General features: G+C 42.5%; 20 protein-coding genes. 16 read left to right on the top strand and 4 right to left on the bottom strand.

Annotated features, from left to right (window positions below):
* Window positions 1–248: 248 nt before the first annotated feature.
* The 3 genes from recF to dnaA all read right to left on the bottom strand — a co-directional run bounded on the left by recF (window position 249) and on the right by dnaA (window position 4,370).
* Window positions 249–1,460, bottom strand: a complete 1,212-nt coding sequence (recF, locus tag ACTXGL_RS03575) for a DNA replication/repair protein RecF (RefSeq protein ID WP_443524939.1) — start codon at window positions 1,458–1,460, stop codon at window positions 249–251.
* Between the two features lie 128 nt (window positions 1,461–1,588).
* Window positions 1,589–2,764: a DNA polymerase III subunit beta gene (dnaN, locus tag ACTXGL_RS03570; RefSeq protein ID WP_443524937.1), complete on the bottom strand. Its 1,176-nt coding sequence runs from the start codon at window positions 2,762–2,764 to the stop codon at window positions 1,589–1,591.
* 160 nt (window positions 2,765–2,924) lie between these two features.
* Window positions 2,925–4,370, bottom strand: a complete 1,446-nt coding sequence (gene dnaA, locus ACTXGL_RS03565) for a chromosomal replication initiator protein DnaA (RefSeq protein ID WP_443524936.1) — start codon at window positions 4,368–4,370, stop codon at window positions 2,925–2,927.
* 589 nt (window positions 4,371–4,959) lie between these two features.
* On the opposite strand from dnaA, the gene rpmH reads away from it, so the two are divergent.
* The 8 genes from rpmH (at window position 4,960) to ACTXGL_RS03525 (ending at window position 12,330) form a co-directional block, all read left to right on the top strand.
* The gene (rpmH, locus tag ACTXGL_RS03560) at window positions 4,960–5,094 is read left to right on the top strand and encodes a 50S ribosomal protein L34 (protein WP_007394757.1); all 135 of its coding nucleotides are present in this window, start codon (window positions 4,960–4,962) and stop codon (window positions 5,092–5,094) included.
* 174 nt (window positions 5,095–5,268) lie between these two features.
* A complete protein-coding gene (gene rnpA, locus ACTXGL_RS03555; RefSeq protein WP_443524935.1) occupies window positions 5,269–5,640 on the top strand; it encodes a ribonuclease P protein component in 372 nt (123 codons plus the stop codon).
* A 1-nt stretch (window position 5,641) separates the two neighbouring features.
* Complete coding sequence (gene yidD / locus ACTXGL_RS03550; protein ID WP_443524933.1) at window positions 5,642–6,016, top strand: membrane protein insertion efficiency factor YidD; 375 nt, start codon at window positions 5,642–5,644, stop codon at window positions 6,014–6,016.
* 217 nt (window positions 6,017–6,233) lie between these two features.
* Window positions 6,234–7,916 (top strand): membrane protein insertase YidC, encoded by a 1,683-nt coding sequence (gene yidC / locus ACTXGL_RS03545; RefSeq protein WP_443524931.1) that lies wholly within the window; start codon window positions 6,234–6,236, stop codon window positions 7,914–7,916.
* A gap of 196 nt (window positions 7,917–8,112) precedes the next feature.
* Window positions 8,113–9,549, top strand: a complete 1,437-nt coding sequence (gene mnmE / locus ACTXGL_RS03540; protein WP_443524929.1) for a tRNA uridine-5-carboxymethylaminomethyl(34) synthesis GTPase MnmE — start codon at window positions 8,113–8,115, stop codon at window positions 9,547–9,549.
* Window positions 9,550–9,636: 87 nt separating this feature from the next.
* Window positions 9,637–10,095 carry a transcriptional regulator NrdR gene (gene nrdR, locus ACTXGL_RS03535; RefSeq protein WP_319050816.1) on the top strand — a complete coding sequence of 153 codons (459 nt, stop codon included), beginning with the start codon at window positions 9,637–9,639 and terminating at the stop codon, window positions 10,093–10,095.
* 80 nt (window positions 10,096–10,175) lie between these two features.
* Window positions 10,176–11,231 carry a bifunctional diaminohydroxyphosphoribosylaminopyrimidine deaminase/5-amino-6-(5-phosphoribosylamino)uracil reductase RibD gene (gene ribD / locus ACTXGL_RS03530; protein WP_443524927.1) on the top strand — a complete coding sequence of 352 codons (1,056 nt, stop codon included), beginning with the start codon at window positions 10,176–10,178 and terminating at the stop codon, window positions 11,229–11,231.
* A 424-nt stretch (window positions 11,232–11,655) separates the two neighbouring features.
* Window positions 11,656–12,330: a riboflavin synthase gene (locus tag ACTXGL_RS03525; RefSeq protein WP_443524926.1), complete on the top strand. Its 675-nt coding sequence runs from the start codon at window positions 11,656–11,658 to the stop codon at window positions 12,328–12,330.
* Window positions 12,331–12,437: 107 nt separating this feature from the next.
* Here ACTXGL_RS03525 and ACTXGL_RS03520 read toward each other — a convergent pair whose 3' ends face one another.
* On the bottom strand, window positions 12,438–15,302 hold the full coding sequence (locus ACTXGL_RS03520) for a response regulator (protein WP_443524925.1): 2,865 nt from the start codon (window positions 15,300–15,302) through the stop codon (window positions 12,438–12,440).
* A 343-nt stretch (window positions 15,303–15,645) separates the two neighbouring features.
* Here ACTXGL_RS03520 and fmt point away from each other — a divergent pair, with 343 nt between their 5' ends.
* The 8 genes from fmt (at window position 15,646) to ACTXGL_RS03480 (ending at window position 26,034) form a co-directional block, all read left to right on the top strand.
* Entirely contained in the window at window positions 15,646–16,740 is a 1,095-nt protein-coding gene (fmt, locus tag ACTXGL_RS03515; RefSeq protein ID WP_443524924.1) for a methionyl-tRNA formyltransferase, read from the top strand.
* A gap of 65 nt (window positions 16,741–16,805) precedes the next feature.
* Entirely contained in the window at window positions 16,806–18,395 is a 1,590-nt protein-coding gene (locus ACTXGL_RS03510) for a transcription antitermination factor NusB (protein ID WP_443524922.1), read from the top strand.
* 46 nt (window positions 18,396–18,441) lie between these two features.
* Entirely contained in the window at window positions 18,442–19,863 is a 1,422-nt protein-coding gene (gene thrC, locus ACTXGL_RS03505) for a threonine synthase (protein ID WP_443524920.1), read from the top strand.
* A 335-nt stretch (window positions 19,864–20,198) separates the two neighbouring features.
* Window positions 20,199–21,308, top strand: coding sequence for a LysM peptidoglycan-binding domain-containing protein (locus tag ACTXGL_RS03500; protein ID WP_443524919.1), 1,110 nt, complete (start codon window positions 20,199–20,201; stop codon window positions 21,306–21,308).
* Window positions 21,309–21,359: 51 nt separating this feature from the next.
* Window positions 21,360–22,637, top strand: coding sequence for a DNA-processing protein DprA (dprA, locus tag ACTXGL_RS03495; protein WP_443524917.1), 1,278 nt, complete (start codon window positions 21,360–21,362; stop codon window positions 22,635–22,637).
* Window positions 22,638–22,761: 124 nt separating this feature from the next.
* Complete coding sequence (locus ACTXGL_RS03490; protein WP_443524916.1) at window positions 22,762–23,391, top strand: L-threonylcarbamoyladenylate synthase; 630 nt, start codon at window positions 22,762–22,764, stop codon at window positions 23,389–23,391.
* 355 nt (window positions 23,392–23,746) lie between these two features.
* Complete coding sequence (locus ACTXGL_RS03485) at window positions 23,747–24,802, top strand: TIGR01777 family oxidoreductase (RefSeq protein ID WP_443524915.1); 1,056 nt, start codon at window positions 23,747–23,749, stop codon at window positions 24,800–24,802.
* A 98-nt stretch (window positions 24,803–24,900) separates the two neighbouring features.
* Complete coding sequence (locus tag ACTXGL_RS03480) at window positions 24,901–26,034, top strand: metallophosphoesterase (protein ID WP_443524914.1); 1,134 nt, start codon at window positions 24,901–24,903, stop codon at window positions 26,032–26,034.
* Window positions 26,035–26,145 lie beyond the last annotated feature (111 nt).

Below are 26,145 nucleotides of genomic sequence, written 5' to 3'. Positions count from 1 at the left end.
AAGAAACGATAAAAGCTAACTGCATGATGCAATCAAATAACTTGCTGAGAACAGGACAAAAATAAAGTGTTATTTTAGCATTTTTTTGTCTCTAAGTCACTGTTTACTGGGAGTTTTACTGCTAGAGAGTCAGTATTTTGACCCGATAGATTATCTGCGCCATAATCTGCTCTATGACGGTAAGTAGATATCACATAAAAGAGTTGAGAATAGACTAGAAAAAGTCATAGGCAATGATAGATAAGAGACTAATCAACAGGAAATATCTGCCCACGTTTCACGTGAAACAGTTTAGGCTCTGCCCATAACTCATTAACTAAAGGAACAATGTCATCCGTCAAACTGGTCATAAAAACCTGACAAGGCAGCTTAGCCAAGGCTGATAAAAGAATCTTTATCGCTCTGCCATCTAACTCTGCGGTGATGTCATCTAACAATACAACAGGAGTAAATCCTAATGTCGAACCAGTATCAACTGAAGTGTTGTTGTCAGTACTGTTGAGTAGCAGTGGTAATTGAGACAAACGCAGTGCGGTAATAAGCAGTTTTTTCTCACCACGAGATAAGACGTTGGCTGCTTGCTCTTTTAGAGCCGGCAATTTAGCACTCGTCTCATGAGATAATGATGCCGTTTTTAGACTTTCAGCATGCTTGCCTGTGTCGCTATCAGAGCGCCAGTGCACATGAACATCAGAGCGATGATTGCCTATACGGGTATATCCTAACTGTAAATCTTGCTCCAATCGCTCGTTAAGTTGTATATCCAGTGCAATACTAGTATCGTAGCCAGCTTGATACGTTAGACTCAATTGCTCAGCGTAGGTTGGCAGTAGTTTGAGGACACTTTCAGCAAAGTAAGGCTGCCACTCTGTAAAGACACGTTCACGATAATGATGGATCAATGCAGCATGATTGCTTAGCCCTTTATCCCACGATTTGAGTTCAGCCAACTGAACTGTAGTCAACTGACGTGTGCTCTTTAGCAAACTATTGCGCTGTTTTAGAAGACGTTGATAGGCTACCCACTGCGCATGAAACCCATGTTTCATGTGAAACACTAGCCAATCTAATAGCTGTCGACGACTGGCACTACCCTGCTCTAACATGTCCATCGTAGAAGGATCTATCAGTAGCGTGGGCAGCTGCTCTGTTAATATGCTTTGGTTATAGACAGTGGTTTGATTGAGACGTAGAATAGTTGTGGCGTCTGCTTGCTTTTGAATAGCCACTGTACGGCTGTCATTGAGTTTGGCGTATACGACGGTATTATCTTGATGGTGCTGAATATAGCGTTTAGGCTGGTGATGACGAAAGCTTTTACCTCTTGATAGTAAAAATATAGCTTCGAGTAAAGAAGTTTTCCCACTACCGTTTGCACCAATCATGACATTACAAACGGTTGGCTGTAAATTCACTTGTGTAAGGTTTCTCAGATTTGATATTTGTAGACGTTCAATCATATTATCGATAGCCGCCTATTATTTCCAGACACCAAACTAGGCAAAGGTTTATTTAAATTCCATTCGTTCACATAGATTTCTGAAAATACTAACGTGGTTAAATGCTGTATAGATCGTAAAAAATCAAACTATATACGCATCGGCATAATAACGTATTGATGGAACTCATCATTGAGCTGATTTACTAGTACAGAGGCATTTGACTGACTCATATGCATCTGCAAATCACCTTGTATCACCCCTAGCACGTCTTGTAGATAAGCGGCATTAAATGACAACTCCATTGGCTCACCTTGATATTTTGCTTGTATCATCTCAACGGCTTCGTCTTGCTCAGCATTATTAGCACGTACTTCTACCATACCATCACTGGCAAAATTAAAGACCACACCGCGAGACTTCTCGTTACTCAAAATAGCAACGCGGCGTAATACGTCAGTCATCTTATCTTGACTAAATAACGCAAGTTTATCGGTATTACTTGGCATGACACGGCGATAATCAGGGAATTTTCCATCAATCAGACGAGCAGTAAAGGTTACCATTAGATTTTGGCTCACTTGCCCTGCACTATCTACATCACCAAATGGTAAGCTCACTTGCAGAAACTCACGACCAAAGCTCAAGGTAACCGCATTGTCTTGATCACCCAGCATCTTACCCAGCTCAGTCGCCAAACGTTCAAGCTCTATTACTGCCTTACGTGGCAAGATAGCCTGCATATTTAGATTAGCATTCGCATCAATAACGCTACGTGCTAGAGCCAATCTATGCCCATCAGTTGCTACTGTCGTTAGTTGCTGCTGTGAAACATCAAACAGCATACCTGTCAGATAATAACGTACATCTTGAATCGCCATTGCAAACTGAGTCTTATGGATCAAGTCTGTTAGACGGCTGCGGCTGATGTTCAATGGTGTGATATTTTCAGGATTACCCAAGCTTGGGTAGTCTTCACTTGGCAACGTACCTAGTGTGAAACGGCTCTTGCCACTAGTAAGCAGACAGCGCTCATTTGCTTGAGTGGCTAGATTGATTTGCGCCTGAGCTGGAAGTGACTTACAAATATCTTTTAGCTTGGTCGCAGGCAAAGTAGTGTTACCCGCTTCAATACAAGCGCCAGCAGGCAATTTCAATGTCGATGTCAGCTCCACCTCTAAATCTGAAGCTGTCAAGATAAGCTCAGACTCTGATAACTGAAGCTTAATATTACCCAATATCACCATATTGTGTCGTTTATCAGCGGCTTTGGCGATCAAGTTGATAGCTTTTAGTAACGATTCTCGATTGATCGATAATTGCATGCTTAGTTACTCTTATTTGAATGATTCTTTTGTAAAGACCTGACGTAATGGTCTAATAATACCTTGTCTACTAACGATAATCCACAAAGCATCTGTACGCTTATATCTTCACTATTATAGACCATCTCCATCTGCTAAAACACAATGATATTTGCAGCGTCTAACCTGCCTGTAGCATTAAAGCCAATGTCTTGTAGTCTTTATCAAACGAAGGATCTGCTGCTCTTAACTCATTTACCTTATCGCAAGCGTGCATTACTGTGGTGTGGTCACGTCCACCAAATGATTGACCGATTTCAGGGAAGCTATCACCTGTTAGTTCACGTGATAAAGCCATCGCTATTTGGCGAGGTCTTGCAATACTACGTGTACGTTTACGCCCCATAATATCCTTAACAGTTACATCGTAGTATTCGGCGACTATTTTACGGATATTATCCATGTTGACGGCTTGCACACGCATTGCAACGATATCTTTTAGTGCGTATTGCACCATTTCAAGCGTAATTTGTGCACCTGTTAGGTTGGCATTTGCAAATACCTGATTTAAGGCGCCTTCTAAACGTCTGACATTGGATACGACATTCTGAGCAATAAACAGAGCACATTCTTTAGGTAGTGCCATGCCATAGGAGGCTGCTTTTTTCTGCAGAATTTGCACACGAGTATCAATCTCAGGAGGATCAACAGCAACTGTTAGTCCCCAAGAAAAACGTGATCTAAAACGTTCATCGAACTCTGTCATTTGTGAGGGATGACGATCAGAGGCCAAGATCAGCTGCTTATCACCACTGGTGAAATCAGCAAATAATGTCAAAAATTCATTACTACTTTTTGTCTTTCCAGCCAATACATGAATATCATCTACAATCAATAAATCTACTTTTTTTATTTTCTTTTTAAAATCTTCTATTTTATTGTTTCTCAATGAATAAACCAATTGATTTATAAATTTTTCAGAAGTGAAATAATAAAAACTTTGATTATTTTTTAAATAGCGATGCGCTACAGAATGCATTAAATGTGTTTTTCCCAATCCAGAAGGACCATATATAAATAAAGGATTGTGTCGATTTTTTGATTGTTTCTTACCAAGCTCATAGCAGGCCTTGTAAGCTAGGTTATTAGACTTACCAGTGACAAACGTCTCAAAAGTAAAATCAGGGTTAAGATAACTCAATGACTTGGCGTCAACGGAATCTATCAATTCTGCATGACGCATATTAGCGTCTATATCTGCTTTTGAATTATTGTGATGAATAGATTCAAATTTGTGCTCAGATGGGGTAGGGGAGGGGTTATCTTCTACAAACAACGAGCCTGATTGGTCTTGGTTACTACTTTCTACATCACGACCAGCATTATCAACACGTACGACAACTTCTTCAATACTGCCTTGACTGTGCTTAGCTACCAATTGCTGAATATCCTGCAAGTGATTTTTTTTGATATACGTTACAAAGTAGTCATTAGGAGCAAGAATGATAAGCGTTTGTGCTTCTTGATGAGCTGACAAAGGCCTCAGCCACATCGTGAATACGTTATCTTTGACGTTATAACGCAAATCGTTCAGACATCTATCCCAAATATTTGCTGTGTCTATCATGAAAAGTACTGACCCTATAATTTGAAATGATAGCTACTTTTAGCCGTTTAGCTTGTTGCTTAGTTATCAATATCACTAATGTTTATTTATCTCAAAAATCAAACTAGCACAGTATGTGAAAGCGACTTTTAGGTAGGCGCTAATCTAACACAGATGCCCTGTGGATAAAACATCATTTTTTGGGGATAAGACTGTGGACAGTTTTGTGGATAAGTTTAAATAGAGAGTTATCCATATTTAGCCCACAGGTTATCCACAGGTTTACCCATAGCCTAGTATTTTGATAGTAAAGGGGAAATATGAGTTAACCACAGAAAAATAAGCTCCCAATAACAACAATACTTATATATATTAATTAATTATTATTATAGAGTTGAAGAATAACTGTGGATAACTTCAAAATGTACGAGTGAACAAAGACGCAATTTAGCTAATGTTAGATGATCAATTTATTCAGAAAGGCTTAATAACTTTGTAGTACAAATCGACTCTCTAACAGTAAGACAAATTAGTTTATTGACCGAGAGTATACTGGATGGTATAATCCTCCGTTATTACGAATTTAGTCCATTATTTTGATAGGTGAGTTATGAAACGTACATTCCAACCAAGCGTGATCAAGCGTAAACGTACTCACGGTTTCCGTGCTCGTATGGCAACTAAAAAAGGCCGTCAAGTCTTAGCCCGTCGCCGTGCTAAAGGACGTCATCGTCTTACTGTGTAATCATTAGATTGCGATAAGCATGGCTAATAGTGCTTATTGTTTATGGATTGCTATAGGCAGTCATCACAACTAACACTTAGCCACATATTAAAAGCGCCCGCATCGGCGCTTTTTTTGTTTCTATAGTTTGCTATTATCTGTCACACGTCATTCGCTCTTATACTAGGTTATATCATGCCAAAATCCGTTTCAGCTATACCTGCAGCCAGTTTCACTAAAGAGCAGCGTCTGCTTACGCCTGCAGCTTTCCGTGAAGTATTTGACGCACCTGAGCGTAAACTACATCAGAGCCACCTTATGGCTTTTGTGAAGCCCAGTGCTCACGGAAAACCACGTATTGGCATGGCAATCACTAAGCGTAAAGTCCCTACTGCGGTGGCTCGAAATTTGATCAAACGACATATACGTGAACAGTTTCGAACAAAGGCCTTTAATATAGAAAATAAGGATATTGTTTTTATTGTAAAAAAATCTTTAAGAGATATAAATTCTGAAGAAATAAAAAATCAAATAAATAGTATTTTTAAAAAAATAGAAAAAAAATAAAATGAATTTTTCATTAGATATATTAAATAAAATAATTTATAAAATCTTATTTAATTTAATTGTTATTTATCAAAAAATAATTAGCCCCATACTACCTGCTCGCTGTCGTTATTACCCAACTTGCTCAAGCTATGGCAAACAAGCTTTAGCTTGGCATGGAACACGTGCAGGTAGTTGGTTGCTTTTAAAACGCCTTAGTAAGTGCCATCCACTTGGTGGACATGGCATTGATTTTGTACCCCTTCCTCTATCCTCTTATCACTATCATTACTTATCCTCTACTATTATATCAGTTAGTAGCGTTCAAGGATGGAGCGTTTACCGAGACAGTCAGAGCTACGTTTCACGTCTCAACTATTTGATGAAATCAATGTAGAAAATAAGGTGTCAAAACTTGAATGTGGATAACTAATGAGTTACCCACAAGTTATCCACACTCTTGGTATCATTTATAGTAGATTTTTAGTAAAATGATGCACATTTTATGTAAATGACTATCAATGCAGTTGTCATGTTAGCCAGCAACTGTGATGTATAGTCATGACACATGCCCTAATTTTTCATTCCCTAATTTTTTAATCTAGGAAAGGTTTATGCAAAAGATATTTCGGGTGATGATCATCATTGCGATGTTAATTACCGCTTATCTGCTGATTTTGGCATGGCGAGATGATTATGCCGATGCGCCAGCTGTCGATGCGGTGCCAGAAACTACAAGTTCAGTAGGTGCTGACATTCCCTCTACCACTGGTGCAGCAGGTGATATTCCGGTACAGACAGTACCTGTCGATAACGGAGCTGTGACAGCTGCGCCTGCGAAAGATACAGGCTTAATCACAGTAACGACCGATCGCTATGATATTAAAATCAACCCAGAAGGTGGTGATATTGTCTATGCTGCACTCAAGCAGTATGACGCAACGCTCGATAGCGATAAGCCTTTCGTATTGCTAGAAAATAATAGCAACCGTGTATATGTCGCTCAGTCTGGTCTGATTGGTCAAAATGGTATCGATACAGCAGAAGGTCGAGCGATATATACGCACACTGCTAATAACTATGTCATGGAAAATGGTCAACAAACACTCTCAGTACCGCTTACGTACAAAAAAGATGGTGTAACAGTTACTAAGACCTTTACCTTTACCGAAAATAAATATCCAATCGATATCAGTTACAAAATTCAAAATGCTTCTACCAACGCTTGGCAAGGCCAAATGTTTGCGCAGCTAAAGCGTGACGATAGTAAAGATCCTGGCATGTCTGATAAAGGCGCGCTGAGCATGGCGACCTATTTAGGCGGTGCTTGGGGTACACCAGACGATCCTTATAACAAGCTGAAATTTGGTGACTTTAGTGATGGCGAGTTGACTACGACCAGTGATAAAGGTTGGGTCGGCATTGTCCAGCATTATTTCGTCTCTGCATGGACGCCTCAAAACTTTACGGGTAAATTCTTTAGTCGCGAAACTGGCGATGATTACTTTATTGGCTTTAATAGTCAGCCAGTAAACGTAGCACCGAACAAACAAGTGACTTTGAATGCGACGCTATACTCAGGTCCAAAAGTACAGTCTGAGCTCAAAGATGTGGCTGAAGGTCTTAATCAGACAGTTGATTACGGTTTATTATGGCCGATATCTAAGGTCCTATTCGCTATCTTGGATGGTGTGCATAAAGTAGTAGGAAACTGGGGTTGGTCGATTATTATACTGACTATCTTGGTCAAAATTGCTCTAATGTGGTTCTCTAATAAGAGCTACTACTCTATGGCAAAAATGCGCGCTATCGCTCCAAGACTTAAGGTGCTCAAAGAAGAGCACGGCGATGATCGCATGAAAATGTCGCAAGAAATGATGGCGATATACAAAGAGGAAAAAGTCAATCCAATGGCGGGTTGTTTGCCTATTTTGATGCAGATGCCAATTTTCTTAGCGCTATATTGGGTGTTGGTAGAGAGTGTCGAATTGCGTCATGCCCCTTGGATTTTGTGGATTCAAGATCTCTCCGCGATGGATCCATGGTTTATCTTACCATTGCTAATGGGCGCTTCAATGTTTGTACAGCAGCAGCTGAACCCTCAGCCAGCTGATCCAATGCAAGCAAAAGTTATGAAGTTCTTACCGATTATCTTTACAGCGTTCATGTTGTTCTTCCCAGCAGGTCTGGTTCTATATTGGACAGTGAATAACTTGTTTAGTATGACTCAGCAATATATTGTTAATAGAAAAGTTGAAGAAGAGCAAAAGCGCCGTACGGTAAAAGTAGTTGATTAACCGATACACTATTTAATACTCAATAATAAAGACCATCGCGTAAGCGGTGGTTTTTTTATAGGTGATAGGTTAGTTATCCACAGCTTATCAACACAGTAAAGAAAGGACTACCTTTCAAAGTTTGTTTTGTCAGTATGAGTTCAGGCGTCTATAATAGGGTTTTAAGCTATTGAGAGTAATTGTGGATTCCTTAGAGATGGCCCTAGCCACACCTAATTCTTCTGAAAAATCTAATACAGCAGGACTCGCCACGATTGCCGCTATTGCAACGCCGCTTGGACGTGGGGGTGTGGGCGTTATACGTTTATCAGGTAGCCGTGCCTATGCCATGGCCTGCGCCCTCACTGGCAAATCTGCATTTACACCGCGTATGGCCAGTTTTTGCCGTTTTTATCAGGCGGATGGTACGGTGATCGATGAAGGGTTGGTACTGTATTTTAAAGGTCCGCATTCGTTCACGGGTGAGGACGTGATTGAGCTGCAAGGGCATGGTGGCGTTATTTTGCAAAATCAATTGCTCGCGCGCGTGTTCGAATTAGGTGCCAAACAAGCGAGTGCCGGAGAGTTTTCTTACCGCGCTTTTGATAATGATAAGTTAGATTTGGTACAGGCAGAAGCGATTGCCGATGCGATTGATGCGACCAGTGCTGCTGCAGCCAGTAGTGCGATTCGTTCTTTGAGCGGTGAATTTTCACAAAAAATCAATCAGTTATTAGAACAGCTGATCCATTTGCGCTTGCATGTTGAAGCGGCGATTGACTTCCCTGATGAAGAGGATGTCGATTTTTTATCTGATGGTGTGATACAAAGCAAGCTTGAGCAAACGCAAGATAAAATACAGCAAGTCTTATCAACTGCAAAACAAGGGCAGCTCTTGCGTGATGGCATTCACGTTGTTTTAGCAGGTAGACCAAATGCGGGTAAATCAAGCTTGCTCAATCGTTTAGCGGGACAGGAACGTGCTATCGTTACAGATGTCGCGGGTACCACACGTGATACGCTACAAGAGACAGTGGTACTCAATGGCTTGACCCTACATCTTACCGATACGGCAGGTCTACGTGACACAGAGGATACCGTAGAGCGTATTGGTATTGAACGTGCCCGTACAGCGATCACTCAAGCTGATATGCTGTTGATGGTCTACGATGTGACTCGCGATGTCGAAGAGGCGAGCACACCATTGCAACTCGCCGAGCAGTTGTTTGGTGAGCTACCAGAAGCCAAACGCTTACTAATCATTGCCAATAAAAGCGACTTATTGAATGATCATAGCAGTGAAGAATCTGCTTCTATGACACAAGCTGAAATAAGAGACAGAGGCTACGAACAAGTCAATGTTTCATGTGAAACAGGCATTGGTATTGATAGTCTAGTCGAAGCACTATGCGCAAAGGTAGGTTTTCACCCACCAGAAAATAGTCTAATCGCTCGTACAAGACATATAGATGCCCTTAGACGAACTGCTAACTTTTTAGCAGAGGCACATGAGCAACTAACCGTATTTCAAGCAGGTGAATTGGTGGCTGAAAGCTTGCGTCAAGCCCAGCAGAGCTTGGGTGAGATTACAGGTGAGTTTAGCGCTGATGACCTACTGGGCAAGATATTTGGTAGCTTTTGTATCGGCAAGTAATGACCCAGCAATAGCTTCTATGAATCACTTGTATTAGCTACTTATGGAACATCGATCTTATTCTCAATCGTAAAACAAGGAAATGCTATGCACTGCCCGTATTGTAATGCATCAGAGACAAAGGTTATTGACTCACGTCTCGCTGCAGAAGGTGCACAAGTACGTCGCCGCCGTTCATGTAATAGCTGCCAAGAGCGTTTTACGACTTTTGAGATGGTAGAAGTCGTTATGCCCAGAATTATCAAATCAAGCAATAAAATTGAGCCTTATGACAACGAAAAGCTGCGCCGTTCTATTTTACTGCCGTTGCAAAAGCGCCCGATCACTATCGACGAGCAAGAGGCGATGATCAGTCGCATCGAAAAACGTGTCAGACAGATGGGTGAGCGTGAAATCAGCAGTAAAGTATTGGGCGAAATTATCATGAGTGAGCTAAAATCATTGGACGATGTTGCTTATGTACGCTTTGCTAGTGTTTACCGCGACTTCCAAGATATTGATGCGTTCCATCAAGAAATTGCCAATATCCGTCCAAACGATAAATAAGCTCGCAGCTTATCGGCACGTAGTTTCCTAATCACTCATTGTTTCTTAATTACTATTAATCATTCATTAAGTCTACTGCTATGCCAACCAAAAACCACGCTCAAGATATGCAAGATCGTTACTTCATGATGCTTGCTATCGAACAAGCCAAACGCGGTTTATATACCACCAGACCCAACCCAGCGGTCGGCTGTGTGATTGTCCAAAAAGAAGAAATAGTCGGTCAAGGATTTCATCCCAAAGCTGGTGAGCCACACGCTGAGGTATTTGCGCTCAAAGAAGCAGGCGCGCGCGCAGTAGGTGCAACTGCTTATGTGACATTAGAACCATGTAGTCATACAGGTCGTACGCCGCCATGCGCGCTTGCACTGGTTGCAGCCAGTGTGAAGCGCGTTGTAATCGCAGGTCTAGATCCGAACCCGCAGGTCGCAGGCCGCGGTGTAAAGCTGCTGGAGCAAGCAGGTATTGACGTGAAGGTTGGTGTGCTAACAGAGCAGGCAGAGACATTGAATCGGGGGTTTTTGAAAGCCATGCGTACACAGATGCCTTACGTCAGACTAAAGATAGCAACCAGTTTAGATGGCCGTACAGCGATGGCATCTGGTGAATCTAAATGGATTACTTCAGCTGCTGCTCGCGAAGATGTGCAAAAACTAAGAGCAATAAGTGGCGCGATTATCACAGGTAGTGAAACAGTAATAATGGACGATCCAAAACTCAATGTACGCTCAACACAGTTAGGCGTATCAGCTGATGAGATACCAAGACCTAAAGTAATTGTACTTGATAGGCGTCAGCGTTTAGCACACAGCCTGCAGTCTGATTATCAATTGTGTCGCCATACAGACACAGTTTATTGGCATACAGATAATCTTACAGGGTTACTCGCGGAGCTAGTAAGTAAGTATCAATGTTATGACATCTTAGTGGAGGCGGGTGCTAGCGTTGCCGGTAGTTTTTTGAGTCAACAGCTTGTAGACGAATTAATTGTTTATCAAGCCCCTTGTCTACTCGGTGATCAAGCAAGGCCGATGGTTAACTTTAACCCTATTTCACTGGCACAGCAGTTACGCTTTGATATTCAGAACCACGAGCAGCTCGGTTCTGACCTCAAGTTAACCTTGTTACCTTTGTAAACTGCCTATTTTCCGTCTTGCACTTTATAAGTTTCTTATTGTGTGCATTATATGTGGATAAGTAAGCTAGAATATGTTGGGTTTCACATGAAACTGTGTATAACTCTGTTTCACATGAAACATAAAATACGAATTTTTATATCAAAAAAAAATTAATTATTTATAAATCAATGACTTGGTATAGTTACCATTACTGTTTATGCCAAAAAATGAATTTAGGAGAGTTGTGGATAACTCTATAATCCTCAAGTTTTTTTGGTGAATGACCATTGATTTACTATTACTTATCCACAATCTATCTTATGAACGTCCACATTGAGTATATAACTCACCATACACATAGATCTGATCAAACAATACTGAGGTTTCGATACACCACAAAATATCGCTGCTAAAGACAATACAATAATGAGATGAGGGTAATATGTTTACTGGAATTATAGAAAGCGTTGGTAAAGTTAAATCCATGCAGCCCACAGGCGGCGATATACGCTTGACCGTAGAGTCTGATGATTTGGATTTTGGTGATGTACAGTTAGGCGATTCTATTGCATCAAATGGTATTTGCTTGACTGTGGTAGAGTTCGGTAGCAACTACTATGCTGTCGATGTCTCACGTGAAACTATTGCTCGTACAGCGCTAGAAGAGTTGAAAGCAGGCCATATAGTCAACCTAGAGAAAGCAATGCTGCCAACGACTCGTTTTGGTGGTCATATCGTTGCTGGTCACGTAGATGGGGTGGGTGTTGTTAGTAAGCTGCAACAAGATGCGCGTTCTATCTATATTGAAATTGAAATACCACAAGAGCTGGCGCACTATACAGCGACCAAAGGGTCTATTACGGTGGATGGTATTAGTCTGACTACCAATCTTGTGCGTGACAACATTGTTTGTTTGAACATTATTCCGCATACGGCTCAAGTGACCAATATCGCTAAGCATTGGTTGGTTGGTAATAAGGTTAATATTGAAGTGGATATCGTTGCACGTTATTTAGAGCGTTTATTAAATAAGTCGCAACCTAGTGGCATGAATACGTCAAACCCTCAAAGCCAAATTACGGAAGGTTTTTTGGCAGATAATGGTTTTATGAAATAACGTTTAGGTACTTAATCTGCCACCATCTCAGTCTCTTTATCAAATAACTCACTCTTCCAATATTGCTTTAATTTAGTGATATTGAAAGAGTGTTTTTTATTTATTCCTTAGGGTATAAAGCTCTGCAAAACAGTTTCTAGCTCTTTCTTACTGATTGGCTTAGCTAAAAACTCATCCATACCGACTTGCATACAGGCCTCGCGATCCTCTTCTGTGTTGTTTGCAGTTAATGCCACGATAGGTATATTATCCCCTTGTGCGCGGATTGCTTGGGTGGCTTCTAGTCCGTCCATAACAGGCATACGGCAGTCCATCAAAATGAGTGAAATCTCTTCACGTTGGGTTTGCAGTACATCAAGTGCTTGCTGTCCATCCTCTGCCACGATACTACGATAGCCAATTTTACTCAGCATCTTGCAAGCTATCTTTTGATTGGTTGGACTGTCTTCTACCACTAAAACAAGCGGCTGTATTTCTTGTTTCACGTCATCTGAGGTATTTATCTGACTAACATTGTCTTTGACGTTTTTTACCTGCGTTAATGTTTGCCTGACTGGTAACGTCAGACGCATCAGCTCAGATAGTAACAGCGCACTGTCTAGAGGTTTTGCTAAGAAACCATCACATTGGTCGAGCAGCACAGACGGTATACGGCGCTCAGGTTTCATGCTGAACAATATCTTAGGGAGTATGGTATTAGCGAGTAGGCTGTCTAACGCTTGTCGTCTATCGATGCTAGTGGCTAACTTAGGGCTATTGCTTAGTATGGCTGTTGCCGATTCAGTTTGTACCTGTTTCAACTGCTGCGGATAGGTGTCCAGACTATCAGAACTAGAGTTACTGCCCACTACTATAGTACTGGTATCATAGTACTCGTAGTCCAGTAACAGCAAAGGTGCTAGGGTTTGCTTATCCTGTTTGAGTCGGTCTGTCAGCTGCTCTATAGTCGCTAGGTCCACAGAGGTATAAATCGTTATCGATATAGACAAGTGGTCACACAGTTGCTGTAAGTGTGCTGCAACAAGTGGTTGATGGACAACTGCAATAAGATAAATCTGACTCAAATGCTGACTATGATGATATACCGGCTGATAACTTGGGCGTCTACAAGGGAGATAAAGGTTAAATATGCTGCCTTCGTTGACCGTACTTGCCAGTTCAATAAATCCGCCTAATAACCGTGCAAAACTATTGACGTTTTTTAGACCAAGCCCTGTGTCGATTACATTTTTCTCTATCTCGTTATTATCCTGACCGCGGGGTTTATTGAAGTATGCCAATAGCTGTTGCTGTTTTGCAGAGGAGATACCGATACCAGTATCTTGCACGCTAAACTGTATCCAGCAATCAACTTCATTTGTGACTATGTTTTTACTAATAAGGCGTAATGTCTCTCTACTGGCCTCTGATATTTGCTCCTGAGTTATCGGGTTGATAGTCAGCGCGACGTGACCAGAAGGGGTAAATTTCACAGCATTGTGCAATAAGTTAAGCAAGATCTGCCGGAGACGAATATCGTCAGTAGCGATAGAGCGTGGAGCGTCTGGCGAAAAGAAATATATTAACTCAATTCCTTTGTACCGCGCATCATTTAAGATTAGGTCGTTAACTTCTTGACCCAGTTTATATACATCGACAGGCTCAACATTGAGACGAGTCTTCCTTGCCTCGATATTTCCTATATGTAGAGTATCATTCAGCGCTGTTAGCATATCTTGGCTGGTAGTAATCAAAATATCTAACGTCTTGTTTTGTCTCGCATCTAGCGTATTAGGGTCGATTGGCTCAAGGATGTCAATCATAGCCTCTAACGGTATGCGTAGTTTGTGACCGATGGTAAATTTAAGCGTATTAAACTCATCAAGCTTGCGCTGTAGTTGTGTGTTTTGCTGCTGCAGTTGTTCGTTTTGATTAATGAGTTCATGGATATTATTTATAATGACAGTAAAGCCGTGAACCTGTCCATGTTCACCAAACCACGGTGTAATATGTAACTGGTAGGTTTGCTTATTTTCTATACTGTAAGCTGTCAGAATGCGTGTAACTCGTAAGTTGGCTAAAGTCTGTAATAGTTGCTGGGTCGATGCATCCTTACCTACAAAAAAATCAGTAAGCTCATGCCTGCCACTATTTTGGGAAGATGGCGAAAATATTTGCTCAAAGCGTTGATTGTAAAAGCTAATCTGACCATGACGTACACTCATCAGCATGGGCAGCGGTGCTTGATCAACCAAGCGCTCCAAACGATGTTTTAGTGTTTTGACGCGTCGATAGTCATTATGAAGCTGATAGCTGACACGGCTCAGCGCATTACCTAAAAGCAAAAATTCAGTGGTAGATTTTTTTTGTGAGAAGGGCGGCGGTGTGTAGGCTTCTTTTGCCCGGCTGCTCAAGTTGTCGGTATAAACCAGTAGTTGTTCCCAGTTGGTTCGACGATTGAGCATGTAAAGCATAGCCATAAAAAATAGTATGATTGCGACCATCAAAGGCAACCAGTAACGATAAGACGTCCAGTCAATCGTAAAAGGCTCATGCCGCAAAATAACATAGACCTGATGGCCACTTTTGAGGTTTATAGTTCCTGTGAGCTCGCTACTGCCAACCCTATACGCACTCTGCTGACTATTATCAGAGGCAGTTGCACTGATAGCAGGGAATGTTACGTTAGCAAACGCTGATTCGTTAGGACGAGTCCTACGATAGATATAGGTTTGCCCAGATGGCATCATTAAAATAAGCTGATAACTGACATGGTGAAGGGTAGGTTGATCTAAAATAGTTTCTATATCTTCATCAATAGGGTCAGCATGCTCAATGATACTGTGCTGTAATGAGTAAAAAGTATCTATGCTATGTTGTTCGCTATGTTGTCTTATCCCATCGAACATTGTGACGTAATACAGCAGTAGCATTACTAACAGAGTCAATGCATAAAAAATCAATAAGCGCTGTAAGGACTGAAACTGTTGCATAAGAGCATGGCCCTATATCGACACAAAGAAATATAGTGAAATCATAGTAATTTTTTAATAATTAATCTTCTCAAAAATTTGGCACTGACTTGATACTGAATCCCTGTAGCTATTATTTATAACAGAATAATGGGTCACTGTTTGTAGCACGTCACGATTGGTACGTTTTTATGTTACGCATAAAGACGATAAATAGAATGTTTATCAATAAAATACTTATCGTTTTTATATTATAAAGGTAAACAGTATCAAAGGTTCTACAGGTTTTGTCACTAGCACGGTCATGGCACTACGTCGCAAACTCACCTATAATGAGCGAATTAACTTTATATAATGCATGATTATGACTAACACTGCTGCCACTTTTGCTCCATCTGATTCGTCTTTCAACCATGATAACCCATCTGTTCAGCGATTAAGGGTGGTATTTGCAGGGACGCCTGAGTTTGCTGCGGTGAGTCTAGAGGCATTGATACGTCAGCAAGAAGCACTCAATATAGATATCGTCGCGGTATACACTCAGCCTGATCGCAAAGCGGGACGTGGTCAAAAACTATCAGCATCTGCTGTGAAAGAAGTGGCATTAGCCAATAATATCACGGTGGAGCAGCCAGTTACTTTTAAGAAATCAAGCACAGAAGGAATGGATGCTCGTCAAATACTGCGTACGTATCAGCCAGATCTTATGATTGTTGCTGCTTATGGTTTGATTTTACCTATTGGAGTATTAGACACGCCTACTCATGGGTGCTTGAACATTCATGCCTCGTTATTACCACGCTGGCGCGGTGCTGCTCCTATCCATCGTGCGCTTTTGGCAGGCGATGACGAGACAGGTATTACCATCATGCAGATGGACAAAGGACTAGATACGGGTGATATGATTTACAAGATTAGCGCCAATATCGCGCCGGATGATACTGCTGCCAGCCTACATGATAAGATGGCCACTCTTGGTGCGAGCGCGATCACTACGGTGCTTGGTGATTTGTCACAGTATCAAGCGAACGCCGTTCCCCAAGATGATAGTCAAGCAAACTATGCGGAAAAGCTGGTCAAAGCCGAAGGTGAAATTGACTGGACACAGCCAGCTGCTACCATTGAGCGTCAAATTCGTGGATTGACCCCGTGGCCAGGTGCATACACTTTCTTAGAAGGCCAACGCGTCAAAATACTGACGGCACTGCCCATTAACACCATACAAACATCAGATAAGCCTGCAGGTACGGTCGTAAGTGTCGGGCGCAAAGCAATTTTGGTCGCTTGCGGCAAAGAGGTAGAGGCGTCAAACAATAATACCGCTCATGACATACAGCTGAGTAATACACTGGCCATAACTAAGTTACAGTTCGCTGGTGGTAAGCCGATGACGGCGGAGCAACTTTGTCATGGCAACCAGTTAAACGATGGTGATAAATTCACAGTAGAATCAAAATAGTTTCACTACACTCCCTTTTACTTGCACAAGACGCGATCGATACGACGTCAAGGAAATACAACTCAATGAGACAAACCAGCACTGGCTCTAGAAACAATGCACCTAGAAACAACAAGCTAAAACCGTCAAGCAATCTGATTATGAACGGTAGCGTACGCGTACGTGTGATTCGTACCTTACTGGCTATTCAAAACGGTCAGTCCCTCTCAAGCGTGCTTGATCCGTTATTAAACAGCTTGCACGATGGTGACAAAGGCTTTGCTCATGCGCTATTGCTGACAACACTACGCCAATGGCATGCTCTGGCACGATTGCTTGATACGCTAGCTGACAACCCCATAGATGAGGTCGAAGTTCGTACCACAATTCAGGTGGGTTTAGCACAATTGTTGTATTTAGAAGTGGCAGATCATGCCGCGATCCATGAAACGGTCGAAGCGGCAAAGGAGATTGAATTTGCGCATGCGACAGGTTTGATCAATGCTATCTTGCGTAAAGTTGCTAAGAATCCGAGTAAATTCCGTAAGAAGTGCGATAAAAAACACAGCTTGCCCAACTGGCTTGCCTATCAGCTTAAGCAAGATTGGAGTGAGCAGTACGATGAGCTGACCCAAGGCTTACGCCAAGCGGCGCCAATGTTTTTGCGAGTCAACTCGGCAGTTACTTCAGTAGAGGATTATCAACAGTCGCTGTATGGTGCAGAAATTGATGCCGATATCGTTGAGCTTACCAGTGGTTTACAATTGACTGGTTCATCAGAGGCAGCGACAACGACGACGTTGTCGATTAAAGGGTTAAGACTGCATCAGACTACCGCTGTCAATGCTTTGCCTCATTTTGCTGAAGGCATTGCTAGCGTGCAAGACATGCATGCTCAGCTTGCGGCACCTATTGTCAACAAAGCGTTAATGGCGAAGCTCAGCGCTGAAAAGTCTGATACGGAAAATACCAATAACGAGATACATATTCTAGATGCCTGCGCCGCGCCCGGTGGTAAGCTTGCACATTGGTTAGAGCTACTCAGCTCAAACGACTCTCCATCGCTGTTTCACGTGAAACAAGACGATGAGGAAGCGAAACCGTTAGCTTCTAAAGTAAAGCTAACCGCTATCGATAATGAAGCTCCGCGCATCGAACGCATTTATGATAATTTGCAGCGTCTCAATTTAAAGCAGCAGGATTTAGAGCAAGCTGAGAAAAATATTGCCCTTAACGTTGTCTGTGCTGATGCCACCAGATGGCAGCACGGCAAAAATAAAAAAGCCGCGACCAATGAGCCGGTATTTGATGCGATATTATTGGACTCTCCTTGTACCGCGACGGGTGTGATTCGCCGCCATCCTGATATCAGTATTTTGCGTACCGAAGAAGACATCGAACAAACCGTCCTGCTGCAAGCAGATATTTTGCATAACTTATGGCCACAGCTTAAAGCTGGCGGGTATCTGTTGTATGTCACGTGCTCTATTCTAAAGCAAGAAAACGTGCTGCAAATGCAAGACTTCATCAGCTATCACAACGATGCGGTAGCGATTGAGTTTACCGAGGATTGCAATTGGGGTATTGCCCAAGAGATTGGTCGCCAGTGCTTGCCAATTGATAGCGAGAGTGGCGATGGTTTTTATTATGCGTTGTTGCAGAAGACTGCTGAATAAACCGTTTTTAACTATTGAATAACATTATTGTAGACAGGACAATCTAATGAAATATATCAGTACTCGTGGTCAGACAGCACCAATGGACTTTAGTGATGTGCTATTAATGGGTCTTGCGCCAGACGGTGGTTTGATGCTGCCTGAGCATTACCCAACGATTGATAGCGCTGTACTTGATGAATGGCGCACGCTCAGCTATCCACAGCTTGCGATGGCGATTATGCAGCGCTTTGCCACTGATATTCCTGCGGTTGATTTGCAGGACATTATCGAGCGTACTTATACGGCCGATGTGTTTGGCTCCGATGATATTGTCCCTGTCCGCAAGCTCAAAGACAACATATATATTTTAGGATTATCAAACGGCCCAACGCTGGCATTCAAAGACGTTGCTATGCAGTTTTTGGGCAATGCCTTTGAATACGTCCTCAAAAGAAAAGAGGCACGTATCACGATTATTGGGGCAACCAGCGGCGATACAGGTAGTGCGGCAGAATACGCTCTGCGTGGTAAAGAAAACGTCGAAGTCTTTATGCTATCACCGCATGGCAAAATGAGTGAGTTTCAGCGGGCGCAAATGTATAGCTTGACCGACGATAATATTCATAATATCGCGATCGATGGTATGTTTGATGACTGTCAGGATATCGTAAAAGCGCTACAGCAAGATGCGGATTTTAAAGCTCAGTATGACTTGGGCACGGTCAACTCTATCAACTGGGGACGCATCCTCGCGCAGATCGTTTATTACTTTAAAGCGTATTTTGCGGTGACGACGAGTAACGACGAAAAAGTCAGTTTTAGCGTGCCATCAGGCAACTTTGGCAACATCTGCGCCGGTCACATCGCACGTGAAATGGGTCTGCCCGTGGAGCGTTTGATAGTAGCCACCAATGAAAACGATGTGCTCAATGACTTCTTTAATCAAGGCGCTTATCAGCCGCGTCCCACTGACAAAACCTATGTCACCTCGAGTCCATCAATGGATATCTCAAAAGCTTCGAACTTTGAGCGCTTTGTTTATTTGTTGCTGGATAAAGACAGTGCACGCGTCCACGAGTTATTTGACGGCGTAAAATCAGGACAAGGGTTTGACTTGTCTGATTTGATGGAAGCGGTCAATACGCGTTATGGTTTTGCTGCTGGAAAATCAACCCATAGCGATCGTTTAAATACGATCAAATCACTATATGAGCAGCATGGTGAGCTGGTTGACCCGCATACAGCTGACGGTATCAAGGTCGCTAAAGAGCTACAGCGTGAGGGTGAAATCATTGTCTGTGCAGAGACTGCATTGCCTGTTAAGTTTGCCGATACTATCATCGAAGCAGTGGGTCAAATCGACATCGAGCGCCCAGCTCACACGGAAGGTTTAGAGAGCCTACCGCAGCATGTTGTGGTATTAGAAAATAGTGCTGATCTGGTCGCTGAGCAAATTCGTCAGCATGTGACCCCAAACCCAGCTTAGACAACCAGATAGTATAAGCTCATCTTCAATGAACCAGTAGGGCGGTCCAAAGGTTACACCATTGTAATAAAGTGTTTATGATTGTGTTATGGTATAGATAATTGTAGTATTAGAAACAGCGTCGGCAAGTCATCATTATGCTAGACGCTTTTTTAGGAATCGTTCCAGCCAATTATACTGAACAGCCGCCCTATAGTTGTCATGACTGAACTGCTTGTAGATTGCTGATATTAAATGATTTTTGCTATTTTTTAATAAAGTAAAATATCTTTAGATCAATAGTGCTAGTGCAGTTTGTTATGATCAAAACAGTGGTACATATTGTGGATATAACCATGAAGATGAGCTTAAAAAAGACAGCAAAAGCACTGGCAAAAGGATTATTAGTTACGACATTTAGCAGTGCTATGTTGATGACTACAGCACACGCAAACAATCCGCCACCTACTATCAAAGCTGATGCTCCCAACCGCTATACTGTCAAAAAAGGCGATACGTTGTGGGATATCTCAGGTCGCTATCTCGACAGTCCATGGCGCTGGAGAGAGATTTGGGCCACCAACAAACAAATCAAAAACCCAAATCTTATTTATCCTAATGACATTCTGATCCTTTGTGTTATTCAAGGCAAAACCTTGATCGGAGTCGATACGGGTGAAGGCTGTGCAGGTATCGAAAAACAAATGATGGGTAACATGGTTGCGAGTACAGTCACTGTTACTTCAACCGCCAATAGTGTCCCGCCTATTCCATGGTCTGCTATCCAACACTGGTTGGATAAAACCCTTATTGTAAATCCAGAAGATTTCAATACTACTCCTTATATTTTGGCGTCAAAAAACCGCAACCTCATTACTGCAAGCGGTGACAAGGTCTATGCCAAAGGTGTACCGCTTATCGTCGGTCAGCGTTATGGCGTATACCGCGAGGGTGATCTGTATGTCGATCCTAAAACTCAAGAGGTTATCGGATTAGAGGTTACACAGGTAGCGACTGGTCTTGTCACATCGACAGAAACGAATGGTATTACCAGCTTACAGCTGACCGAAAGTTATGATAAAGAAGTGCGCGAAGGCGATCGCGTGTTTGTTGAGCTTGATAATGCTATTCCACCAGTATTTTACCCAACACCTGCCAGCGTTAGCCGTGGCGGTATGATTGTACGGGTGATGGATTCCATTAGTGCTGCTGCTAAAGGTAGTGTGGTCGCTATCAACTTAGGTAGCCTACATGGTGCCAAGCCAGGCGATGTGTTGACTGTCTATCAAAAAGGTCCATTAGTACGTGACACCAAAGACAACGATATGCCTGTACGTTTGCCAAATGAGCCAAGTGGGATGGTAATGGTGTTTAACACATTTGACCACATCAGCTATGCTTATGTACTTGATTCTGAGCTACCACTCAACGTTGGTGACCAGTTATTACCACCACCTTATCTATAAATACGAGTGATAAAACAGCCATACTAAATTTGCTTATAAGAGACAGATAAAATGACGGCAGTCACCGCTTCTTTATCCGACGATCAGCGTGCTATATTGTCGCTATGGTACGAGGTGAATGCATCATTGTCTGCCTACCACAAGCTAGTCACCTCTTATGGTAACGCGCAGCTTGCTTGGCAAGCCACAGTAGAGGCGTGGAAGCAGTTGGGTCTGCACCACACCCATCTCAAACGCCACGAGCAGCCAGATCAAACGCGCGCTAGTATCGATAAAATCCAGCAAGCACTCGTTGATAGTCGCTATAGTCTACTGTTTGCTGATCAGCCTGATTATCCTATCCAGCTCCTACAGATTTACGATCCACCGCCACTATTGTTTTTTCGGGGGAATAGTGCGCGTCTACATCAGGCTCAAATTGCTATTGTGGGTAGCCGCAAACCCACTGCACACGCGCAAAAAATTACCTTTGATATGGCGCAATATCTTGCGCAGTCAGGATATATTATCACTAGTGGTCTGGCGATAGGGGTGGATAAACGAGCGCACTTAGGAGCCTTGGCGCAGACAGATCAGGACTATCAAGGCCGTACTATTGGCGTGATGGGTACAGGGATTGATGTGAACTATCCCAATCATCGTGACCAGTTGTTTGCTCAAATTGTTGATCAAGGTGGCTGTATTATTAGTGAACTGTTACCGCATACTCAGCCGCACAAGCATACTTTCCCGCGTCGTAATCGTCTGGTAGCTGGGCTCAGTCTAGCCACTATCGTGACCGAAGCCACAATCAAAAGTGGTTCGCTGATTACCGCCCGTCTAACCTCAGAGCAAGGCAAACAAGTCTTTGCGATTCCAAGTCATATTGATAACAGCAATGCCGAAGGCTGCCATCACTTAATACGTGAAGGCGCAACCTTGATCTATCATCCTGAGCAAGTACTAGAAGATGTGAATGCTCAGCTCGACTACGACAATCGCTCGTATAATGCATCAAGCGCTACTACTGACCTAAGTAACGATCAACCAGCAATAAGTCATTCTCCAAAAGTGTCCTCTGAAGGCTCAGATGTCGAAAAATCGCATAGTAGATCGCTTAGCACAGCGAATAACCAGCAGAAGCCTTCTAACATCAAATCTACTCGTAGCGCGCCCGTTATACCTGAGCATTTAACAGCAATCTACGAGCAGCTCGATTGGCATGGACAGGATTTGGATGCGCTTATTGTCGCAACCAAGCTTGAGCCATCACAGCTCATCGGACAGTTGATGGAACTTGAGCTAATGGGTATTATTAGCGTTCAGGGCGGACGGTACCTACGTGTTTAAAGTGTTACACATGTTTGCTTCTACATATAAAGAAGGCTCATCTATAATGGTAGCGCTCTGAGTTGCTCTTTTTGTTATGCTATTATGAGCATCTACCTCCATTCTAGTATGAAATATTTCAGCTATGAGCCACTCTACATCTTTTATTACTGATTCTACCGTTCAAGCTGCACAGTGGCTAAAAGAAGGACAGCTGCTCGCGTATCCAACAGAGAGCGTCTGGGGCATTGGCTGTGATCCTTATAACCAAGCGGCTGTACAGCGCATTTTGGACATTAAGCAGCGTCCACAAGCCAAAGGTATGATTGTTATCACTGACAGTGCAGCTCGCTTGACACCATTATTGGTTGCGTTAAACGATGAGCAGCGAAAACAAGTCATTGACAGCTGGCAGGTAGGCAGTGATGACAATGACCGACAGAACCGACAAGCCCATACTTGGTTACTACCCATTCCTGACGCTTTGTCTACAGCCATTCCTACTTGGATAACTGGTGAGCATCAGACTGTCGCGGTAAGAGTCATTGCTCATCCGACCATACGTAAACTGTGTCAACAGATGGTCAGTACCCATAATCCGTTTGGCTTACTTGTCTCGACCAGCTGCAACCCATCAGGTCAATCACCTGCCAGTACTTTCGATGCTGCCTATGCGTATTTTGATAAGCAAATCGGGTATTTGCAGGCGGATACGTTGCATTACACGCTTCCTAGCCAAATCCGTGATGCTGTGACCGGCTTAGTTATTCGTTAAAATGTAATATACCCCTTTACACAAAACTGTAATGCAATCTTCTACAACAACTCCTTTTGACTTTATTATTTATGAAGCAGCGTTCCTTATATAAAGTAACTGTTCTTGAGCGAGTGATTACGATCGTCATATCACTAAAATAGAAATACCTCTCCTGAGTACCGCCCCAACTAAGCTTATTCTTATCTCGTCCTTGCTTTACCAAAAGTATGTAAAAGTCATTTTGATAAACACCACAAAAAAGCAGACGATGGTTATAACCATTTGGTATTTATGGAATAACAAATCATTTAACGATAAGTCATAGTTGCAATATTGGTGACAAGCAATATTGGGTACATATAGGGAGTAGGGTATGCATGTTTTGATCAGTGGTGGTTCAGGATTTTTGGGCAGTGCGTTCAGCCGAGAGCTACTGGCACGGTATCGTAAACAAGATAAAGATGTGAGTGTGACTTGGTTGACTCGCGATAGTAGTCAGGCGCATCCTGATGACATCAATATGATGACTTATGATGAGCTTACGACGTGTGAGACGAGCTTTGATGTCATCTTAAATTTAGCGGGTGCTGGTATTGCCGATTCACGCTGGAGCGATGAGCGCAAAGAGCAACTGGTTGCCAGTCGTATCAAACCTACTCAATCAATACTCGACTTCATCGCCCGTATCAGCACAAAGCCCAAGCTATTAGTAAGTGGCTCAGCCATTGGCTGGTATGGTACGCAAGGCGACAAAACACTAACGGAAAACAGCGACTACAAAGAAGATTTTGCGCATGCACTGTGTCAGGAATGGGAGGATATGGCACTCAGAGCAACTGAGTATGATGTCCCTGTAGCAATCGTGCGAACAGGTGTGGTTATTCATCCCAACGGCGGTATGGTGGCCAAGTTACTGCTACCATTTAAGTTTGGTGTTGGTGGGCAACTGGGTGATGGACAACAAATTATGAGTTGGATTAGCCGAGATGATTGGGTAAGTGCGGTGATTTTTATTATCGAACAGCATCTTGCTAATACAAAAGCTGCCAAATATATCAGTGAGCCAGTTACTGATGCTATGAGTCTTAACGAACAGGCTTTAGGTAGTAATGTTTCAAATGACCGAGTTTTAAGCGACCGCACCTCAAATAACAATAGCTTAAAGACGCAAAATAATACAGCAGCAGTCGTCTATAATCTTACAGCACCTGAGCCTGTGACCAATCACACTTTTACTAAGGCACTTGGCTCGTGGCTACATCGTCCGACAGTGTTTACTTTACCAGAATTCTTGCTCAAGCTCATGTTTGGTGAGATGTCGACATTACTCATCGATGGACAAAAAGTGTTGCCAAAAGCATTGTTGGAAGCAGGTTATTCATTTGAACACACTACACTCAAGCAAGCATTAGAAAAGCAAAACCAATAAGTTTCGATTGTTTCATGTGAAACATAGTAAGCTATTCTATATAGCTTTATTTGCTCTGAGCATCATATATTGTAGTTAATCATGCTCAAGGATCTATCATGCGCTATGCGTTCTTTATTACTATCTTTGTGCTATTGCAGCTGTTCAGTGCAGGTGCGGCGTTGAGTATACAGTGGTGGCTACAACCTTGGATCACCCAAACACTGCAAACTATCGTATGGTCTGCCGTGTTTATTATCACCAATGGCTTATTAGTACTTAGTGTAAAACGAGTCTTTGCGAACAGTTATCGCTGGGTCAGTGGCTGGATGCTGATCATGCATTTCATACTATTAACCGCTTTGGTAGTAAGCTTTTTGTATGGTGGTTATTGGCTAGTAGTATCGCTAATAGGTGAGACAGGGTACGGGTCAAATACGCTTTCTCTTAGGCTGCGAGCACTGGCAGTAGTCGTGTTCTTAGGACTGTTTATTTTTTCGCTATATAGTGCCTATGTCCCTATCGTACGTCATTTGTCTATCAGTATTGATAAACCTTTAGCCAAACCACTACGCATCGCAGTTGCAAGTGACTTACATTTAGGACGGTTATTCGGGGTTACAGCAATAGATAGACTCACCCGTCTGATGAACAGTACACGTGCAGATATGCTGCTAATGCCAGGGGATATCATGGATGATAATACAGACGCATTTAATGATTATAGTATGGAGAATAATCTAGCCGAACTGTGTGCCAATTTGCCATATGGCGTCTATGCGACGTTGGGTAACCATGATTTGTACGGTCATGAGCGACCAATTAGCCAAGCGTTACGTGATGCAGATGTGCATCTATTAAATGATGACGTATTTTGTATAGAGCATGAAGGGCAGAAGGTATGGTTGGTCGGACGTTTTGATAATCATAAACGTCAGCGTGTCGCCACGATAGATCTGTTAGCGAAAGTGGATACTTCACAGCCAGTGATTCTACTAGATCATAGACCGAGTGATATCGACGAGCATAGCCAGTTACCAATCGATCTGCAAGTATCAGGTCACACCCACAATGGCCAGGTGTTTCCTGCTAACTTTATTGTCAGTGCTATCAATAGACTAGGTTATGGATATGAAGCAATCGGCCAAGGACATTTTGTAGTCTCCTCTGGCTATGGATTTTGGGGCATTCCCTTTAGATTGGGTTCACGCTCTGAGGTCTGGTTGATCAACGTGTCTGGTAATGCTGATTGATAGATGTTTTTAATCGATCAGTACCTTCAATATACTGATGTATTCGTACAATAGCATTTTTAAGCAGTGTCTTTGAGTGGTACCTCTAAGTAATAGCGCTCTTAAATAGCG

Origin of the sequence: Psychrobacter sp. T6-6 (genome assembly GCF_052258185.1) — a bacterium.
Lineage (GTDB): Bacteria > Pseudomonadota > Gammaproteobacteria > Pseudomonadales > Moraxellaceae > Psychrobacter.
Note: the sequence above shows the minus strand (reverse complement) of the source record. Positions and strands in the feature narration are given on the sequence as shown.

Bases quoted from the DNA above. Each gene is read 5' to 3' on its own strand.
- ribD (WP_443524927.1), top strand. From the start codon at position 10,176: ATGCCAACCAAAAACCACGCTCAAGATATGCAAGATCGTTACTTCATG.
- ACTXGL_RS03490 (WP_443524916.1), top strand. From the start codon at position 22,762: ATGAGCCACTCTACATCTTTTATTACTGATTCTACCGTTCAAGCTGCA.
- ACTXGL_RS03480 (WP_443524914.1), top strand. From the start codon at position 24,901: ATGCGCTATGCGTTCTTTATTACTATCTTTGTGCTATTGCAGCTGTTC.
- dprA (WP_443524917.1), top strand. From the start codon at position 21,360: ATGACGGCAGTCACCGCTTCTTTATCCGACGATCAGCGTGCTATATTG.
- yidD (WP_443524933.1), top strand. From the start codon at position 5,642: ATGAATTTTTCATTAGATATATTAAATAAAATAATTTATAAAATCTTA.
- nrdR (WP_319050816.1), top strand. From the start codon at position 9,637: ATGCACTGCCCGTATTGTAATGCATCAGAGACAAAGGTTATTGACTCA.
- recF (WP_443524939.1), bottom strand. From the start codon at position 1,460: ATGATTGAACGTCTACAAATATCAAATCTGAGAAACCTTACACAAGTG.
- dnaN (WP_443524937.1), bottom strand. From the start codon at position 2,764: ATGCAATTATCGATCAATCGAGAATCGTTACTAAAAGCTATCAACTTG.
- rpmH (WP_007394757.1), top strand. From the start codon at position 4,960: ATGAAACGTACATTCCAACCAAGCGTGATCAAGCGTAAACGTACTCAC.
- ACTXGL_RS03520 (WP_443524925.1), bottom strand. From the start codon at position 15,302: ATGCAACAGTTTCAGTCCTTACAGCGCTTATTGATTTTTTATGCATTG.
- yidC (WP_443524931.1), top strand. From the start codon at position 6,234: ATGCAAAAGATATTTCGGGTGATGATCATCATTGCGATGTTAATTACC.
- ACTXGL_RS03485 (WP_443524915.1), top strand. From the start codon at position 23,747: ATGCATGTTTTGATCAGTGGTGGTTCAGGATTTTTGGGCAGTGCGTTC.
- ACTXGL_RS03500 (WP_443524919.1), top strand. From the start codon at position 20,199: ATGAAGATGAGCTTAAAAAAGACAGCAAAAGCACTGGCAAAAGGATTA.
- mnmE (WP_443524929.1), top strand. From the start codon at position 8,113: ATGGCCCTAGCCACACCTAATTCTTCTGAAAAATCTAATACAGCAGGA.
- ACTXGL_RS03525 (WP_443524926.1), top strand. From the start codon at position 11,656: ATGTTTACTGGAATTATAGAAAGCGTTGGTAAAGTTAAATCCATGCAG.
- rnpA (WP_443524935.1), top strand. From the start codon at position 5,269: ATGCCAAAATCCGTTTCAGCTATACCTGCAGCCAGTTTCACTAAAGAG.
- ACTXGL_RS03510 (WP_443524922.1), top strand. From the start codon at position 16,806: ATGAGACAAACCAGCACTGGCTCTAGAAACAATGCACCTAGAAACAAC.
- dnaA (WP_443524936.1), bottom strand. From the start codon at position 4,370: ATGATAGACACAGCAAATATTTGGGATAGATGTCTGAACGATTTGCGT.
- thrC (WP_443524920.1), top strand. From the start codon at position 18,442: ATGAAATATATCAGTACTCGTGGTCAGACAGCACCAATGGACTTTAGT.
- fmt (WP_443524924.1), top strand. From the start codon at position 15,646: ATGACTAACACTGCTGCCACTTTTGCTCCATCTGATTCGTCTTTCAAC.